This is a genomic window from Streptomyces sp. NPDC001530, from assembly GCF_042894545.1.
Classification (GTDB): domain Bacteria; phylum Actinomycetota; class Actinomycetes; order Streptomycetales; family Streptomycetaceae; genus Streptomyces.
Window position 1 is genome coordinate 1 of sequence record NZ_JBIAVS010000021.1, and the last position, 16440, is coordinate 16440.

Below are 16440 nucleotides of genomic sequence, written 5' to 3' on the forward strand. Positions count from 1 at the left end.
TTCCTGCGCGAGTACAAGGACGACCTGGTGCTGTGCGTCCACAACTTCTCCCGCTTCGCCCAGCCCACCGAGCTGGACCTGCGGGCGTTCAACGGAAGGCATCCGGTCGAGCTGATCGGCGGGGTGCGTTTTCCGGCCATCGGCGAGCTTCCGTACTTGCTGACCCTCGCAGGCCACGGCTTCTACTGGTTCCGGCTCCGCAAGGACGCCGTCTAGAACCCGGACGGCGGGGCGGTTTCTCCCGCCCCGCCCTGGGCACGCATCACTAACACCCCGACTCCCCCGGTCTCCGGGTCTTTGGGTCTTTGGGTCCCTGGATCTCCGGGTCCCTGGGTCTCTGGGACCCTGGATGTCTGGGTCCCTGGATCTCTGGGGAAAGGACGCGACGCCATGTCGGAAGCCGTAACCCACTCCACAACGGCCCCCGTCGCACGCCCCGAACTGCTCGCGTCCCTCGATCCACTGCTGCGGGAGTGGCTGCCGCGGCAGCGCTGGTTCGCGGGCAAAGGGCGTCCGGTGACCGGATTCTCGCTGGTGGCGGCGGTGGAGCTGTTGCCACCCACGGCCCGGTTGGGCCTGCTCCACCTGCTCGTTCGCGCGCACCAGCCGGTCACCCCCGCCCAGGGCGCCACCCCGCACCCCGGGGACTGCTACCAGCTGCTGATCGGCGTGCGCGAGGCACTGCCGCCGCGGCTCGCGCCCGCGCTGATCGGGCATCTGGAGGAGGGCCCGCTGACCGGCCGCACGGTGTACGAAGCGCTGTACGACCCGCGCCCCGCCGGCCTGCTCCTCGAAGCCCTGCGCTCGCGGGCCCGCATCGGCGAGCTGCGCTTCGAGCGGGACGAACGGCAGGAGATACGGGACGATCTGGTGCCGCGGCTGGTGACGTCGGAGCAGTCCAACTCGTCGATCGTCTACGGAGATACGTTCATATTGAAGCTGTTGCGCCGGATCGTGCCGGGGACCAACCCGGACCTGGAGCTTCCGCTGGCGCTGTCCCGGGAGGGCTGCGCGCGCGTACCGGCTCCGGCGGCCTGGATGATGGCGGACCTCGGCGAGGAGACGTACGTACTGGGTGTGCTCCAGCCCTTCGTGCGGGGCGCCACGGACGGCTGGGAGCTGGCGCTGCGCGAGCTGGCCAAGGGGGACGACGTCGGTGGCGTCGGTGGTATCCGTGGCTTCGGCGACGTCGGTGGCTTCAGCGACGTCGGTGGCTTCGGTGGCGAGGCGCGGGCGCTGGGCCGTGCGACCGCCGAAGTGCACACGGCGCTGGCCCGTGCGCTGCCCACGGTCACGCTGGGTCACGCGCAGATGCAGCTGCTCGTCGACGGTATGACCGAGCGCCTGGAGGCGGCCGTCCATGCGGTGCCCGCGCTGCGTCCGTACGCTTCCGGCCTGCGGACCGCCTTCGAGGCGCTGGCCGGCCTGGCCGCCGAGGGCCACACCTGGACCGCCCAGCGCATCCACGGCGATCTGCACCTCGGCCAGTGCCTGCGCTCCCCGTCCGGGGAATGGTCCCTGATCGACTTCGAGGGCGAGCCCTCGAAACCGCTCGCCGAACGCCGTATGCCACAGCCGCCGGCGCGGGACATCGCGGGGATGCTCCGCTCCTTCGACTACGCGGCCCACTCGCACCGTCCCCCGGCACCCGGCTGGGCCGACGCCTGCCGGGCCGCGTACTGCACCGGGTACGCCGAGGTCACCGGCGCCGACCCACGCACCGACCCCGTACTGCTGCACGCCTACGAGACGGACAAGGCGATCTACGAAGTCCTGTACGAAGCCCGGCACCGACCCGACTGGCTGCCGGTCCCGATGGCGGCGATACGCCGACTCGCCGCATCCCCCTGACCTTCCCTACCTGCTCCACCTTCCCGACCTCACCCTGCCGAGGAGGCCCTGCCCGTGACGCCCCGCCCTCCGTCCGACGACAGTCCGAAGAAAAACGGTGCGAAGAAGACGGCTGCCGTGAAGAAGACGGCGGCGAAGAAGACGGCGGTGAAGAAGGCCGCCGAGGGGAAAACGACGGCCAAGAAGGCCACGGCCAGTGCCAAGAAGGCTGCCGCCGCCAAGAAGGCCACCGGGAGCAAGGCCGCGAAGGTCTCGAAGGCTTCGAAGGTTTCGAAGACGGCCCCGGAACCTGCCGTCGGCAGCGCTCCCGTCTTCGCGGGCGTCGACCCCGGTGACCGGGAGCGGCTGCTCAACGGCACGCATCACGATCCGCACGGGGTGCTGGGAGCCCATCCGGTGCCGGGCGGCGTGGCCTTCCGCGCCTTCCGCCCGTACGCGCTGGCGGTGACCGTCGTGACGGACGACCTGCGCGCAGAGCTGCAGGACGACGGGGACGGTTTCTTCTCGGGTCTGCTGCCGCTGCGCGCGGTCCCGGCGTCGTACCGGCTGGTCGTGGCGTACGAGGGGACGGTCCTGGAGACCGAGGACGCGTACCGTTTCCTACCCGCCCTGGGCGAGTTCGATCTCCATCTGCTGGCCGAGGGCCGGCACGAGCAGCTGTGGAAGGCGCTCGGCGCGGAGCCGATGGTGCACCAGGGCGTGACGGGCACCCGCTTCACGGTGTGGGCCCCGAACGCACGCGGTGTGCGCCTGGCCGGCACCTTCAACTTCTGGGACGGCACGGGATATCCGATGCGGTCGCTGGGCTCCTCCGGGGTGTGGGAGCTGTTCGTGCCCGCGATCCACGAGGGCGAGCTGTACAAGTTCGAGATCACCCGGCCCGACGGGACGCGCACGCTGCGCGCCGATCCGATGGCGCGGCGCACCGAGGCCCCGCCCAACACCTCGTCGATCGTCCACGCGTCGCACCACACGTGGCGGGACGGGGAGTGGATGTCCGGGAGGGGGACGCGGGCCGCGCACGAGGCGCCCTTCTCGGTCTACGAGGTGCATCTGCCGTCCTGGCGCCCCGGGCTGACGTATCGCCAGCTTGCCGATCAACTCCCGGCGTACGTCTCCGACTTGGGCTTCACGCATGTCGAGCTGATGCCAGTGGCCGAGCATCCCTTCGGCGGGTCGTGGGGCTATCAGGTCACCGGTTTCTACGCGCCGACGGCGCGGCTGGGCACCCCGGACGACTTCAAGTACCTGGTGGACGCCTTGCACCGGGCCGGGATCGGCGTACTGATGGACTGGGTGCCCGCACACTTCCCGCGCGACGACTGGGCGCTGGCCGAGTTCGACGGACGTCCGCTGTACGAGCACGAGGATCCGCTGCGGGCCGCGCACCCCGACTGGGGCACCCTGGAGTTCGACTACGGGCGCCGCGAGGTGCGCAACTTCCTGGTCGCCAACGCGGTGTACTGGTGCGAGGAGTTCCACATCGACGGACTGCGAGTGGACGCGGTCGCCTCCATGCTCTACCTGGACTACTCGCGTGAGCCGGGCCAATGGGTGCCCAACGAGCACGGCGGCCGGGAGAACCTGGACGCGGTCGCCTTCCTCCAGGAGATGAACGCCACCGTCTACCGGCGGAATCCGGGCGTCGTCACCATCGCCGAGGAATCGACCGCCTGGGACGGTGTCACGCGGGCCACCCATCACATCGGTCCCGGCGGCTTCGGGGGGCTCGGCTTCGGGCTGAAGTGGAACATGGGCTGGATGCATGACTCGCTGGGTTATGTGGCCCATGACTCCATCCACCGCAAGTACCACCACAACGAGATGACGTTCTCGATGGTGTACGCCTACAGCGAGAACTACGTCCTGCCCATCTCCCACGACGAAGTCGTCCACGGCAAGCGGTCGCTGGTCTCGAAGATGCCCGGCGACTGGTGGCAGCAGCGCGCCAACGCACGCGCCTACCTCGGCTTCATGTGGGCCCACCCCGGCAAACAACTCCTCTTCATGGGACAGGAGTTCGCCCAGGGCGCCGAGTGGTCCGAGGCGCACGGGCCCGACTGGTGGCTGCTCGACCCCGCCTACGCGGCCGAGCCCGACCACCGGGGAGTGCGCGACCTGGTCCGCGACCTCAACCGCGTCTACCGGCACACCCCCGCCCTGTGGCAGCGCGACACCGATGCCGCCGGGTTCGCCTGGATCGCCGGTGACGCCGCCGAGGACAACGTCTTCGCCTTCCTGCGCTACGGCGCCGACGGCACGCCGCTGCTCGCCGTCTCCCACTTCTCCCCCGTGGTCCGCCACGGATACCGGCTCGGCGTTCCCGAGGACATCCCCGCCTGGCACGAAGTCCTCAACACCGACGCCGCCCGCTACGGCGGCAGCGACGTCCTCAACCCCGACCCCGTCAAACCCGAACCCACCGGCGCCCACGGCCGCCCCGCCAGCATCCAGCTGACCCTGCCACCCCTGGCCACCGTCTGGCTGCGACCCGCCTAGACGTTTTGTCGCCCCCTCCGCCCCTACCCGTCCCGTATCCGCCTTTCGGCTGCGGGTCCGTGGGGGCTTGTCGCGCAGTTCCCCGCGCCCCTTCAGGGGCGCGGGGAACTGCGCAGTCTTTAAAGCTTTAGCCGAGGTCTGGGGGCGAAAAAACCCGTCCTTACGCCGACCCAGCACCCCTCAGCGACTCAGGCAGCTCCCCGGTATGCAGCACCCCCAGCGCCTGCGTGGCCCGCGTCAGGGCGACGTACAGGTCACTCGTGCCGTACAGCGAAGGCTCCACCACCAGCACGGAGTCGAACTCCAGCCCCTTGGCCTGCCGAGGGTCGAGAAGCACGACGGCCCGGGTGAGGTCGGGCTCGGCGCCCGCCTCCACCCCGTCCAGCCGCTCGGCGAGCGAGGGGTGCAGTGAGCGCGGCGCGATCACCGCAAGCCGCCCCTCGGCAGGGGCAAGCTCGGCCACGGCCTTGGCGACGGCGCCCGGAAGATCGGAACCGGCGGCGCGCACCCACGGCCGTACGCCCGTGGAGCGGACGGACCGAGGCGGCTCGAACCCGGGACGCTCGGCCCGCACCACCCCCGCCGCGACGTCCATGATCTCCGACGGAGTGCGGTAGTTGACGGCGAGCCGCGTGTGCTCCCACCGGTCCTCGACGTACGGGGAGAGGATCTCCTCCCACGACCCCACCCCCGCCGCCTCGGCGGTCTGCGCGGGGTCGCCGACGAGCGTCATGGACCGCGTAGGACTCCGCCGCATCAGCAACCGCCACGCCATCGGCGACAGCTCCTGGGCCTCGTCGACGATGATGTGCCCGAACGCCCAGGTCCGGTCGGCCGCCGCCCGCTCGGCGGCGCTGCGGTGGTCGTCCTCCTCGTGGCGCTCGGCCATCCGCTCGGCGTCGATGATGTCGTGCGCGGAGAGGACCTCGGAATCCTCCTCGTCCTTGTCCTCGAACTCGTACGTACGAGAGGCGTAGGAGACGTCCAGGACGCCCTGCGCGTACGCGACTTGAGTGCGCCGCTCCTGATCCGCCAGTGCCCGCGCCACCCGGTCGTCCTCGCCGAGCAGTTCGGCGGCCTCGTCGAGGAGGGGGACGTCCGCGGTGGTCCAGTCACGGGTGACCGGGCGGCGGACAGCCTCCGCGTCCTCGTCCGAGACGTAGCCGTCCGGTTCGGCCAGGAAGTCCGCGACCAACCGCTGCGGGGTGAGCCGCGGCCACAGGTGCTCGATCGCGCTCCACACCTCGGGGTTCTCGGCCAGCTCGTCGCGGATCTGCGTGATGTCGCTCGCGTCGAGGACGTTCGAGCCGTCGAACGGGTCCGTGCCGATACGTTCGGCGAGCATGTCGGTGAGGGTGTTGAGGATGTGGCCCTCGAAGTGCTCGCGCGCGACGTTGTGGGGCAGCTTGGTCTCGCGGGTGCGTTCGCGGGCGACCTGGACGAGTCCGGCGTCGAGCATCAGGATGTCGCGGTCGTGCTCGATCGCGATCACCGGGTCGGGAAGCGCCTGGCGGTCACGGACCACGGCGGCCAGCACCTCGGCCATGTCGGCGCGGCCCTTGACGGCGGCCGCCTCGGGGGTGTCGGTCGCCGTCGCCTTCACGCCGGGGAAGAGCTCGCCGACCGTGGCGAGCAGCACGCCCGTCTCGCCCAGCGAGGGCAGCACCTCGCCGATGTAGCCGAGGAAGGCCGGGTTGGGGCCGACGATGAGGACGGCGCGCTTGGCCAGCAGTTCGCGGTACTCGTACAGCAGGTAGGCGGCCCGGTGCAGCGCCACGGCCGTCTTGCCCGTGCCGGGACCGCCTTCCACCACCAGCACACCCCGGTACGGCGCGCGGATGATCTGGTCCTGCTCGGCCTGGATGGTCTGCACGATGTCGCTCATGCGGCCGGTGCGCGCCGAGTTGAGCGCGGCGAGGAGCACCGCGTCGCCGGTCGGATCCTCGTGACCGGTGCGCTCGTGGTCGCCGAGGTCGAGGATCTCGTCGTGCAGGTCCGTGACGTGCCGGCCGTCGGTCGTGATGTGCCGGCGGCGCCGCAGGCCCATCGGGGTGTGCCCGGTGGCCAGGTAGAAGGGGCGGGCGACCGGGGCCCGCCAGTCGATGAGGATCGGGGTGTGCTCGGCGTCGTCGGCGCGGATGCCGAGCCGGCCGATGTGGTGAGTGACGCCGGTGGTGAGGTCGATGCGGCCGAAGCAGAGCGAACCGTCCACGGCGTTCAGCGCGGCGAGCAGGCCGGAGCGCTCGGCGACCAGGACATCCCGTTCGAGGCGGGCCTGCATGGGCGTGCTGCCCTGTGCGAGCGCGTCCCCGACGGATGCCTCCGTGACACCGCGCAGGGCGTCCACGCGCGCGTACAACCCGTCGATGAATTCCTGTTCACGCCGCAATTCATCGTCGGGAAATTCTGTGTGTGAGCCCCTGTTTGACAATTCCACTCCCGCCCGGATATACTCTGCCCAGTGAACTTCTCCGCGACCCGATCCCCTTGAAGTCGCGAATCATTGAATATACGCAAAGAAATCCCCCGAGCGCAATCGCTCGGGGGATTTCTTGTGTGGCCTTGAGGTCAGAGCACGTCGGACAGCTCCTCCAGCAGCCGCCGCTTGGGCCGGGCGCCCACCATCGACTTCACGGGTTCGCCGCCCTGGAACACCATGAGCGTGGGCGTCGAGAGCACGCCGTACGCGATGGTGGTCTGTGGATTCCGGTCCACGTCGAGCTGCACGATCTTCAGCCGGTCGCCCTCCTCGAAGGCGATGTCCTTGAGTACGGGCGCGAGTTGCCGGCACGGTCCGCACCAGTCCGCAGTGAACTGCACGAGCACGGGCAGATCCGCCCCGATCACCTCCGCCTCGAAGTCCGCGTCCGTCACCTCGGCCACGCCTGCCACGTTCAACACTCCGGTCACCCTTCTGTCGTTGCGAACACCGCGCATACGGGCTCCGGGCCGCCCGGAACCTCCGCGTCGGCCGCCAGCTCGTCACGCGCCCGCTCCGCCCGCGCCAACTGCTCACCGACTTTCGCGCGCACCGCCGTCAACTCGTCGATCAGCGCGTCGAGTTCGCCGAGCTTGCGGCGGTAGACCGCGAGCGACGCGGGGCACGAGTCGCCCTCCGGGTGCCCGGCCCGCAGACACTCCACGAAGGGCCGCGTCTCCTCCAGGTCGAACCCGAAGTCCTGCAACGTCCTGATCTGCCGCAGCAGCCGCAGGTCGTGCTCGTCGTAGGTCCGGTATCCGTTCTCACCCCGCCGCGCGGGCAGCAGCCCCCGCGACTCGTAGTAGCGCAGAGTCCGCGTGGTCGTCCCGGCCCGCGCCGCCAACTCGCCGATTCGCATGCGTTGACGGTAATCCTTGACGCCGACGTCAACGCAAACAGTGAGGACCCACCCCTGTGACTGGCCCGATGAGGCGTACGACCCCGCCGCGCCCCCTCGACGTGGAGGCGCTCTTTCCCGGCCTGGACGCCCACCGGCGCACCACCACGCGACTGCATCCGCGCCCCGGGAAGCCCTCCGTCGCGGACAGCTCGGCCGGCGGGCCGCTGCTGTGGCCCGCCGACGAACCCTGGCCTGTGTGCGCGGAGCCGCACCGGCGGAGCAGCGGGGAGCGGCCCGCGGACATCCGGCGCCGTCGGCGCATCCTGGCGGAGGCGTGGGCGCGTACGCCGGGGCCCGGTGAGCGGCCCGGGCCGACCGACGAGGAGCGCGAGATCCTCGACTCGCTCCGGCGTGGGCGCCACGCCCCGTGGCTGGCGGACACCGACCCGATCCCGATGATCGGTCTGACCCAGCTGTACCGCCGCGACATACCCGATCTGACCGCGGGGCCCGCCGACTGCGACCTCCTCCAGGTGTTCTGGTGCCCGTTCGACCGGCACGGCCCAACCGGTTACGGCATGTCGCTGCAGCTGCGCTGGCGTGACTCGAGCGCCGTGACACATGTGTTGGACCCACAGCCCGAACCGGAAGTCGTCGGGTCGGACGTCTACGTGCCCGAGCCATGTGTCCTACATCCGGAACAGGTGGTGGAGCACCAGTACTCCGATCTGCTCCCGGAACCGCTGCGGGACGCCATCGACGAGTGGGACACGGAGGACTTCATCTACCAGACCGATCTGTCGATCGCGCCTGGCTGGAAGGTCGGCGGGTACGCCTCCTGGCACCTGACGGACCCGGCTCGGATGGACTGCGCCGAGTGCGGACAGACCATGGAGATGCTGCTCGCCATCGCGAGCTACGAGTGGGACGGGCGCGAGTCCAGCTGGACGCCGGCGGAGGATCTCCCCCTCGTCGGTACGGATGGCGTCAAAACCCCGACGGAGGTCGCCGTCGGCCGCTGGGGCACCGGCTACCTCTTCGTCTGCCCCGCCGACTCCGCCCACCCCCACCGCATCAGCGTCCAATAGGCGGCAGCAGCGACTTCCGCCCCACCGGCGACGACAGGACGATCGAGGTCGTCGTACGGCCCAGCGCGGAGGTCTGTTCCAGGACGTCCTCCAGGTGGATCGTGTCCTCGACCGCCACCTTGAGGATCCAGCAGTCCTCGCCGACGACGTGGTGGACCTCGACTACCTCGGGGCGGGCCAGGAGCTCCAGGGTCCTGGGGTGCTTGAGGGTGTAGCCGCCGTGCGGGTTGACGCGGATGAAGGCCTGGATGCCGTAGCCGAGGCGGGCCGGTGAGACATGGGCGCCGTAGCCGGTGATGGCGCCCGCGGACTCCAGGCGCCGGACACGTTCGGCGACGGCCGCCGGGCTCAGCCGGACGCGGCGGCCCAGCTCGCTGAGCTTGATCCGGCCGTCGCTCTGCAACAGCTCCAGGATCTGCCGGTCCAGCGCGTCGAAGGCCACCGACGTTTCGTTGGTGGTGGCGCGCAGATGCCGTGGTTCCTTCGGTGCCGCGGCCGGATCTCCCATGACTCCCCCTTCAGGCCTCGCCCATACGTCGGGAGAATTATGACCACAGGGCAGGAGCACACGGAATGAGAAGCGGGGAGGGCGCCGTGCGCGAGATATGTGTCATCGGCGGAAACCGGTATTTCGGAAAGCGTCTGATAGCGCGGCTGATGGCCGCCGGTGATCGGGTCACCGTCGTCAATCGCGGCTCGTCGGCACCACCCGCGGGGGCCATTCATCTGGTCGCCGATCGCAATGACGAGAATTCCCTGGAGAATGCGCTGGGTTCGCGGACTTTCGATGTCGTCATCGACCAGGTCTGCTACACGCCGCGGCAGGCGGAGATCGCGCGCCGGGTATGTGCGGGACGCACGCGGCGGTACGTCATGACGTCCACCGTCGAGGTGTACGCGTACGAGGACTCGGCGGCCCTCGTACGCGAGGACGCCGTGGACCCCCGTACGGTCGCCGTCGATCTCGAACTCCCCTGGGACGACCCGGAGTTCCTCGACACGCACTACGGCGAGGGCAAGCGGCAGGCCGAGGCGGTCTTCGCCGGCGCCCGCGCGGACGGCCCAGCGTTCCCGTACGTGGCCGTCCGGGTCGCCCATGTCCTGGGCGGGGACGACGACTTCACGGGCCGCCTGAACCATTACGCCGACCGCATCCGCACCGGCGAGGCGATCAGCGTCCCCACGGTGAACCACCCGGCGACGTACATCCATGTCGAGGAGATCGCGGACTTCCTCGCCTGGACGGCGGGCGCGGACTTCACCGGGCCGGTGAACGCCGCCTCCCACGGGCTGCTCACCACCGAGGAGTTGTGCGAGGCGGTCGCCGCGCACATCCCGGAGGGCAAGACGGTCTTCCAGAGCGTCGAGGTCGGGGAGGTCTCACCGTTCTCGTTCGCCCGCTCCTACGGGATGGACAACTCGCGGGCCACGCAGCTCGGTTTCACCTTCGGTGAGGTACGGGAATGGCTGCCGCGCGCGGTCGCCGAAACGCTCGGAAAGGACAACTGACGTGCGATACAGACCGCTTGGAGATCTCCGCGTCGGCGCGATCGGCCTCGGCGCGATGCCGCTGTCCATCGAGGGCCGCCCCGACGAGGCGCGAGCCCTGGCCACGGTGCACGCCGCCCTCGACGCGGGCGTGACCCTCCTGGACACGGCGGACTCGTACCACCTGCCAGGCGCCGATCCTGGCCACAACGAACGGCTCGTGGCCCGCGCCCTGGCGACCTACGGCAGCGACACGAGCGAGGTGCTGGTGACCACGAAGGGCGGGCGCGGCAGACCGGCCGACGGCAGCTGGACGGTGACGGGATCCCCGCGTCACCTGAAGTCCGCCGCCGAGGCCTCGCTGAAGCGGCTCGGGGTGGAGGCGATCGGCCTCTACCAACTCCACAAGCCCGACCCCGCCGTCCCCTTCGAGGACTCGGTCGGCGCCCTGCGCGAACTCCTCGACGAGGGCAAGATCCGCCTGGCCGGCATCTCCAACACGACCACCGACCAGATCCGCCGGGCGCACGCGATCCTCGGCGACCGCCTCGCCTCGGTCCAGAACCAGTACTCGCCCGCGGTGCGCGACAGCGAGCCGGAGCTGCGGCTCTGCGCCGAACTGGGCATCGCCTTCCTCCCGTGGAGCCCGCTGGGCGGCATCTCCCGCAGCTCCCTGGACGGACCGTCGAAGGTCGAGCCCGAGGACCGTTTCGGGGCGTTCCACGCGGTGGCCCGCGAACGCGGCGTGAGTCCCCAACAGATATGCCTGGCCTGGCTGTTGGCGGCCTCCCCCACCGTGATCCCGATCCCGGGCGCCAGCCGCCCGGAGACGATCCGGGACTCGGCGGGAGCAGCCGGTCTGGTGCTGAGCGGCGAGGAGCTGACGCGGCTGGACGCGGCGGCGGGCCGCTAGCCGTCACCCGCTCCGGCCTGTCCGGCTGCTTGGTCCCGCAAGGCCCGTCGCAGGCCCGCCGAGGCCAGGTAGTTCTTCACCAGGTGGAAGTCGAAACCGTGGATGACCGTGTGCTCGTCGGTGTCGACGTCGGCGAAGCCCCGGCGGATACCGCCCGGGGGCAGGGCCACGAGGTCACCGGGATCGGCGAGGTTCACCCAGCGCCGTACGCCGGGTGGGCGCGCGCCGCGCGCCTGCTGTGGCGCCGGTTGCAGACGGGGGAAGACCGCGTGCGGCAGGGCCAGCGGCGAGCCGAGCGTCACCAGCAGCTCCACCGGTGTCTCCGGAAGCTCCCACAGCGCCTCGTACGCCACCACGGAACCGAGGGAGTGCGCGATGACGACCTGCGGCCGGTGCTCGGCGATCGCCGTGGTGACCCGTGCGCGGGCGGCGGCGCGCTGCGGGCCGTCGGGGTCGCGGACGTAGGCGGCGACTTCGCGGAAGAAGGTCGCCACGAACCACTCCGTCCCCTTCTTGCCGGGAAACCTGGTCCGCGCGATCCAGGCCACCGCCTGCCGCAGCGGCCAGGTCCCCGGCCCCGCGGCCACCCCTTCGGGAAGCTCCAGCTCGTCGAGCCAGGCCTGCACCAGTTCCTGCTCGAAGTCGTCGAGGACGTCGAGGCTGTCGGCGCCGCCCTGTCGGCCCGGGTGCCTGAGCAGGTCCGCGTAGTACGCCACGCGCACGGCGGGGGCGTCGGTGCTGGGGCCGAGTGCGGTGGCCCAGATCGAGGACAGGTGGCCCGCGGCCTGTTCCGGGGGCTCGCCGGGCCGGTAGTTGCCCACGCCGTGCACGCCGAGGATGCGCATCAGGGTGTTCCTCCTTCTTCGGTTTCCGGCCTTCGCTCCAGTGCGAGGAGTTCGGCACCGACCCCCACGACGAGCAGGCCGTCGTGGGTCAGGGTCACGGTCGTCACCTCTGCGGGGAGCGGGATGCGCTCGGTGCACCGGCCGGTCGCCACGTCCCACAGCCGTACGGTGCCGTCGTCGCTGCCGGTGGCGACGGTCGTACGCCCGTCGACGTCGACGCAGTCGACGGCCGTCACGGGGGCGGTGTGTCCTTCGAGCGGCTGCCCCACCTGTCGGCGGGCACCCAGGTCCCAGACCCGCGCCGTGCCGTCCGCGTCGCCGGACACGGCGAGTTGAGCGCCTTCGGCGCAGGCCACGGCGGTCACCTCCGCGGTGTGTCCTTTGAGCGCGCCACCGATCGGGCCCTCCTTCTCCACGTCGTAAAGCCAGAGGGTTCCGTCGCTGTTCCCGGTGACGACCACCGGCCGGTCACGCAGCCGCGTTCCCGCCAGCACGCGGGGCCAGCCGGTGTGCCGGGTGAGCGGCAGGCCCAGCGGTCGGCGGGTTTCCAGGTCCCAGGTGAGGAGGGTGCCGTCGGCGTTGGCGGTGACGGCGATCGGGCGGTCGCGCACGGTCGCGCAGGTGACGGTCCGTACAGCGCTGGAGTAGTCCTCCAAGGGGATGCCGACACGTTCTCCGGTCCTCAAGTCCCACGCGTGGATCGTGTGGCCGCCTTGATGCGTGGTGACGGCCACCTGACGGCCGTTCAAGTAAGCGCATGCCAGGGACATCACCGCGCCGGCCCGCGGGTCATCGGACCCGCGGCCGACGGGAGTCCGCGCCACTGCGCTGACGGCACGCGTCATCCGGCCGTCTTCCTCAGGGGTGAAGGCAACCCTTTGGCGGTTGAACTCGCGGGACGCCTCGGACTTCGCCGGGCCCGCCCCCCTGCCGTCGGATCCCCGCCCGACAGGAGAGCCCGACGTCAGGGCCCACACCCGCACCGTGCCATCTTCGTTGCCGCTCACGACGACCGGCACACCGTCGATCTCCGCACGGACCGCCGAGACGATGCGGAGCGAGTGGCCCGTGCCGAGGGTTCCGGCGGGGTCCCAGGCCGTCAGATCCCACACCCTCAGCCGGCCGTCCTCACCTCCGGATACGGCGACCGTCGGCCCTTCCACCGATGCACAGGCCAGAGCGGTCACCTCGCCCCTGTGGCCGCTGAGGAACTGGCCGCGCAGTCTCCGCCCCGACAAGTCCCACATCCCCAACGTGCCGTCCCCGCCGCCGAACACGGCGACCGGCCTGCCGTCCAGCTCCGTACAGACCAAGGCGCTGACGCTGTGCCGGACTTCGCCGAGGTACGAGCCCAGGGCGGTGCGGTGGGTCAGATCCCACTGCCTCAGCCGGCCGTCCGCGCCGTTGCTCACGGCGAAGGCGACACCGTTCGCCTCGATGCACGCGACCGCACTCGCCCAGGTGTCCTCCTCGGCCGGCGGCCAGTCCCAGGAGTCTCCGGTGGCCAGGTCCCAGACGGTGATTCCGTCCCAGCCGCCGGTCACGGCGACGGGGTCGCCGAGGACCGTCGCGAGTGCCAGCGGACCGAGTCCCGCCGCATACCCGTAGCCGGGCTGCCTGACGTATGTCCCGCTGAGGTCGAAGAAGTGCAGGCGTTCCGCGCCGTGGCCGAACTCCTCATCGGGATCCTTCAGGCCGGTGCTGCCCGTGATGATGAGCGGGCTGCCGTCGAGTTCCACGCAGGCCACCGAGCACACCGCGTAGGGAAGCCCGTACACGTCGCCGGCTGGGCCGCCGTTCGCCAGATCCCACATGCGGACCGTGGCGTCCTTGCTTCCGGTGACGGCGATCGGAAGGCCGTCCACCGTCGCGCACGCGACCGTGAACACCTCGTCGGTGTGGCCCCTGAGAGGCTGCCGGACGGGCTGCCCCGTGATCAGGTCCCACACCCGCACGGTCCCGTCGGCACCCGCGCTCACCGCCACGGGTCGATCGCGCACCGTCGTGCACGCCACCCCGTGCACCTTCCCCTCGTGGCCCGTCAGGGTGTCCCGGAGCGCTGCGATCACCCCGGACGCCGTGGTCCAGCGCAACCGCCGGATCGCGGGGGACGGATACCGGCCGTGCAGGTCGATGGACCAACTGGCGCCGTGCCGACCGGCGTTGATCACCAACAGCTGTCGGCGCGTGTCCGGGTCGGCGTTTCTGTGCAGGCCGAGGGAGGCCCGGTAAATCGCGGCGACACGCTTGGCAGGCCGCCCGCGCACCTGAGCGAGCACCCGGGTCACCGCCGTCGTGTCGGCGTGGACGAGGAACTCCGCGTCTTCAAGGAGCTGGTCCACCCGCCCCGCGTCGACGGCGTGCTCCATCGCGTGCCGCAGCAGATACGCCGGCGCCGAGGCCCAGCCCCGCCCGGTCACCCGGACCGTTGCCTCGAATACGCGGCCGGGGTCATGCGCACGAAGATGGTCCGCCAGCCCCTGGTGGAACAGCCTGTACAGGGTCGTGCCGTCGGCCTCTATCCCGGTCCGGAGGTAGAACCGGCCCTCGTCCAGGAGCACTTGCAGCCGTACGGGATCCTCGAAGCCGTCCGGCACGGGGCTCAGCGCGGCCGCGAGCTGCCCGATGGTCTCCGCGGGCATCCCCTCCCCCTTGGCGTAGGCGAGAGCGCCCAGCACCGCCCGTACGGACTCCCGGTCGGGATTGGCCGCCAGGTCGAGGTCCAGCACGTCGGGCAGCGTGTGCGGAACCGTGGCCCCCAGTTCCACCGCCGCGTCGAGCGTGGTGGCCGGCTCGACAGCCGACAGATACCGGAGGAAGATCCCCGCGACGAGGAACGCGCCCCAGCCCCGCTCCCGCGCACCCTCGGTGGTCAGGTGAGCGGCGACGGACGCGGCGAGCCGCTCCCGCACCTCCCGCTGCCCCGGCGGACCGTAGCCCGTGAACTCCGCCAGCTGGTCGGCGACGAAATCCGCCAGGTCGGCCCGCAGCTCCGCGCCCTCCACGGTGTCGAGGTCGACGAGTCCGCCCGTGTCGTGGGCGAGGTCGCGCAGGGCCGTGAACTGCTCCCACGGTCGCATCCCGACCAGCAACCGGCACACGGGCCTGTCGTCCGCGCGGGCGGCGTGGGCGAGGGGCAGCAGCAGGCTTCTGGTGACCGCGTCCGGATCCAGCGCCTCGTCGAGCGCGTCGACCACGATCGGCGGCGGGTCCGGCAGCGCGGCGACGGCTTCGATGAGCTCGGCGGCCGTCCACTCGGCCGGCAGCAGGCCCAGCTGGCGGGCCAGGGACCGGAGAAGATCCCGTAGCGAACGCTGGCGCGCGTGGACGGCCGCCAGGTGCGGATTCGGCGACGGGCAGCCCGCCGGATCCTGGGCGCGCAGCCGCAGCCGTACCTGCGGTGCCGCGTCCGCCAGTTCGGGATGCGCGGCGCACACCAGCGCTCCCAGCAGCGCGGACTTCCCGGCGCCGGGGCTGCCGGTGACCACGCGGATGCCGACGGCGCAGTCGTCGTCCAGCCAGGGTGCCAGCCGGCGCAGGGCGCTGCGGCGGCCCACGAAGTGGTCACCGGCCCGGTCGACGAAGTGGTCCAGGTCGTCGAGGAAGGCGCGGACCGGTGGCTCGATGCGCTGCCGGGCCAGTTCCGCGGGGTCGTGCCGGTAGCGGGGGTTGGGGAAGAAGGGCAGGTCGGGCTCGTCCATGCTGGGGTCGAGCAGCGTCGCATGGACCTGCTGGGGCAGCCCGGGCATGGCCTCGACACGGCGGCGGATGTGTTTGGCGACCACCGAGAAGGCGACATGCCGACGGGTCGGGTCCGCGCCGAGACCCGTACGGGCGATGTCGCCCAGGACGTCGGCGACCGCGCGGCTGAACCGTCCGTCGTACGCGGACTCGTCGCCGCCCGACGCGGCGATCACCCAGGCATGGACCTCCCGTTCGGCCCCCGGCATCAGGAACGGCAGCCGTGCGGAGCGCCCGGCGTGGCACAGGTCGAGCAGGAACAGCACGGGGTGACCGACGGTCTGGGCGTCGGAGATCCATCCGCTGATGTTCGTGCCCTGGCCGAAGCGGGTGTCCGAGGGGACCACATCGAGCCGCTGAGGATCGCCTCCCCGGGCGGTCACCCCGTGCGCGACGACATGCACCACCCGGCAGCCGTCCTCCGCCGCACGGTCCACCGCCGCGCGCAACGCCCTCGCGTCGGGATCCAGCGACGACACCACGTCGTAGCCGACGCCCTTGAGCGCCTTCATCACCTCGGGCACGACCTCGTAGACGAAGGCGAGCGGCTGCCACGCCGTGCCGCCGACGGGGGCCTCCTCGTCCGCCACGACCGGCGCCGCGAAGCGCCCCACCCCGACCACCAGCGCCCGGGTCTCAGACATACCGGCACCCCCGCCGCCAGCATCCCAGAACGAGGGCCCGCGCGTCCCCGG

Annotated in this window: 12 protein-coding genes; 6 read left to right on the plus strand and 6 right to left on the minus strand. The window is 71.2% G+C overall.

All coding sequences use genetic code 11. The annotated features are described in order from the left end of the window. The 3 genes from ACFY0T_RS36360 to glgB form a co-directional block, all read left to right on the plus strand. The coding region (locus ACFY0T_RS36360; protein ID WP_388880676.1) for an alpha-glucosidase C-terminal domain-containing protein at nucleotides 1-216 on the plus strand (216 nt) is incomplete at its 5' end. 174 nt (nucleotides 217-390) lie between these two features. Further along, nucleotides 391-1851: a maltokinase gene (locus tag ACFY0T_RS36365; protein WP_388880679.1), complete on the plus strand. Its 1461-nt coding sequence runs from the start codon at nucleotides 391-393 to the stop codon at nucleotides 1849-1851. 54 nt (nucleotides 1852-1905) lie between these two features. Further along, complete coding sequence (gene glgB, locus ACFY0T_RS36370) at nucleotides 1906-4350, plus strand: 1,4-alpha-glucan branching enzyme (RefSeq protein ID WP_388880682.1); 2445 nt, start codon at nucleotides 1906-1908, stop codon at nucleotides 4348-4350. Between the two features lie 160 nt (nucleotides 4351-4510). On the opposite strand, the gene ACFY0T_RS36375 is transcribed toward glgB, so the two are convergent. From ACFY0T_RS36375 to ACFY0T_RS36385, 3 genes are all read right to left on the minus strand, one after another. After that, nucleotides 4511-6799, minus strand: coding sequence for a HelD family protein (locus ACFY0T_RS36375; RefSeq protein ID WP_388881148.1), 2289 nt, complete (start codon nucleotides 6797-6799; stop codon nucleotides 4511-4513). 119 nt (nucleotides 6800-6918) lie between these two features. Further along, nucleotides 6919-7251, minus strand: a complete 333-nt coding sequence (gene trxA / locus ACFY0T_RS36380; protein WP_388880685.1) for a thioredoxin — start codon at nucleotides 7249-7251, stop codon at nucleotides 6919-6921. A gap of 5 nt (nucleotides 7252-7256) precedes the next feature. Next, nucleotides 7257-7688, minus strand: a complete 432-nt coding sequence (locus tag ACFY0T_RS36385) for a MerR family transcriptional regulator (RefSeq protein WP_388880688.1) — start codon at nucleotides 7686-7688, stop codon at nucleotides 7257-7259. Between the two features lie 68 nt (nucleotides 7689-7756). Here ACFY0T_RS36385 and ACFY0T_RS36390 point away from each other — a divergent pair, with 68 nt between their 5' ends. Further along, complete coding sequence (locus tag ACFY0T_RS36390) at nucleotides 7757-8758, plus strand: hypothetical protein (RefSeq protein ID WP_388880691.1); 1002 nt, start codon at nucleotides 7757-7759, stop codon at nucleotides 8756-8758. Here the strand turns inward: ACFY0T_RS36390 and ACFY0T_RS36395 are convergent. After that, a complete protein-coding gene (locus ACFY0T_RS36395) occupies nucleotides 8745-9266 on the minus strand; it encodes an Lrp/AsnC family transcriptional regulator (protein WP_388880694.1) in 522 nt (173 codons plus the stop codon). The two genes, ACFY0T_RS36390 and ACFY0T_RS36395, sit on opposite strands and share 14 nt — an antisense overlap. A 65-nt stretch (nucleotides 9267-9331) precedes the next feature. Between ACFY0T_RS36395 and ACFY0T_RS36400 the strand changes: the two genes are divergently transcribed. Continuing rightward, a complete protein-coding gene (locus ACFY0T_RS36400) occupies nucleotides 9332-10267 on the plus strand; it encodes an NAD-dependent epimerase/dehydratase family protein (RefSeq protein WP_388880697.1) in 936 nt (311 codons plus the stop codon). A gap of 1 nt (nucleotide 10268) precedes the next feature. Then, nucleotides 10269-11159, plus strand: a complete 891-nt coding sequence (locus ACFY0T_RS36405) for an aldo/keto reductase (protein WP_388880700.1) — start codon at nucleotides 10269-10271, stop codon at nucleotides 11157-11159. On the opposite strand, the gene ACFY0T_RS36410 is transcribed toward ACFY0T_RS36405, so the two are convergent. Then, nucleotides 11156-12004, minus strand: a complete 849-nt coding sequence (locus ACFY0T_RS36410; protein WP_388880703.1) for a hypothetical protein — start codon at nucleotides 12002-12004, stop codon at nucleotides 11156-11158. The two genes, ACFY0T_RS36405 and ACFY0T_RS36410, sit on opposite strands and share 4 nt — an antisense overlap. Further along, nucleotides 12004-16389 carry a caspase family protein gene (locus tag ACFY0T_RS36415; protein WP_388880706.1) on the minus strand — a complete coding sequence of 1462 codons (4386 nt, stop codon included), beginning with the start codon at nucleotides 16387-16389 and terminating at the stop codon, nucleotides 12004-12006. Before ACFY0T_RS36415 ends, ACFY0T_RS36410 begins: the two co-directional genes overlap by 1 nt. Nucleotides 16390-16440: the final 51 nt, after the last annotated feature.

What these genes read in the sequence shown, in the direction of transcription:
- ACFY0T_RS36400 (WP_388880697.1), top strand. Translation starts at nt 9,332, where the DNA reads ATGAGAAGCGGGGAGGGCGCCGTGCGCGAGATATGTGTCATCGGCGGA.
- ACFY0T_RS36415 (WP_388880706.1), bottom strand. Translation starts at nt 16,389, where the DNA reads ATGTCTGAGACCCGGGCGCTGGTGGTCGGGGTGGGGCGCTTCGCGGCG.
- ACFY0T_RS36390 (WP_388880691.1), top strand. Translation starts at nt 7,757, where the DNA reads ATGAGGCGTACGACCCCGCCGCGCCCCCTCGACGTGGAGGCGCTCTTT.
- ACFY0T_RS36385 (WP_388880688.1), bottom strand. Translation starts at nt 7,688, where the DNA reads ATGCGAATCGGCGAGTTGGCGGCGCGGGCCGGGACGACCACGCGGACT.
- ACFY0T_RS36365 (WP_388880679.1), top strand. Translation starts at nt 391, where the DNA reads ATGTCGGAAGCCGTAACCCACTCCACAACGGCCCCCGTCGCACGCCCC.
- ACFY0T_RS36410 (WP_388880703.1), bottom strand. Translation starts at nt 12,004, where the DNA reads ATGCGCATCCTCGGCGTGCACGGCGTGGGCAACTACCGGCCCGGCGAG.
- ACFY0T_RS36395 (WP_388880694.1), bottom strand. Translation starts at nt 9,266, where the DNA reads ATGGGAGATCCGGCCGCGGCACCGAAGGAACCACGGCATCTGCGCGCC.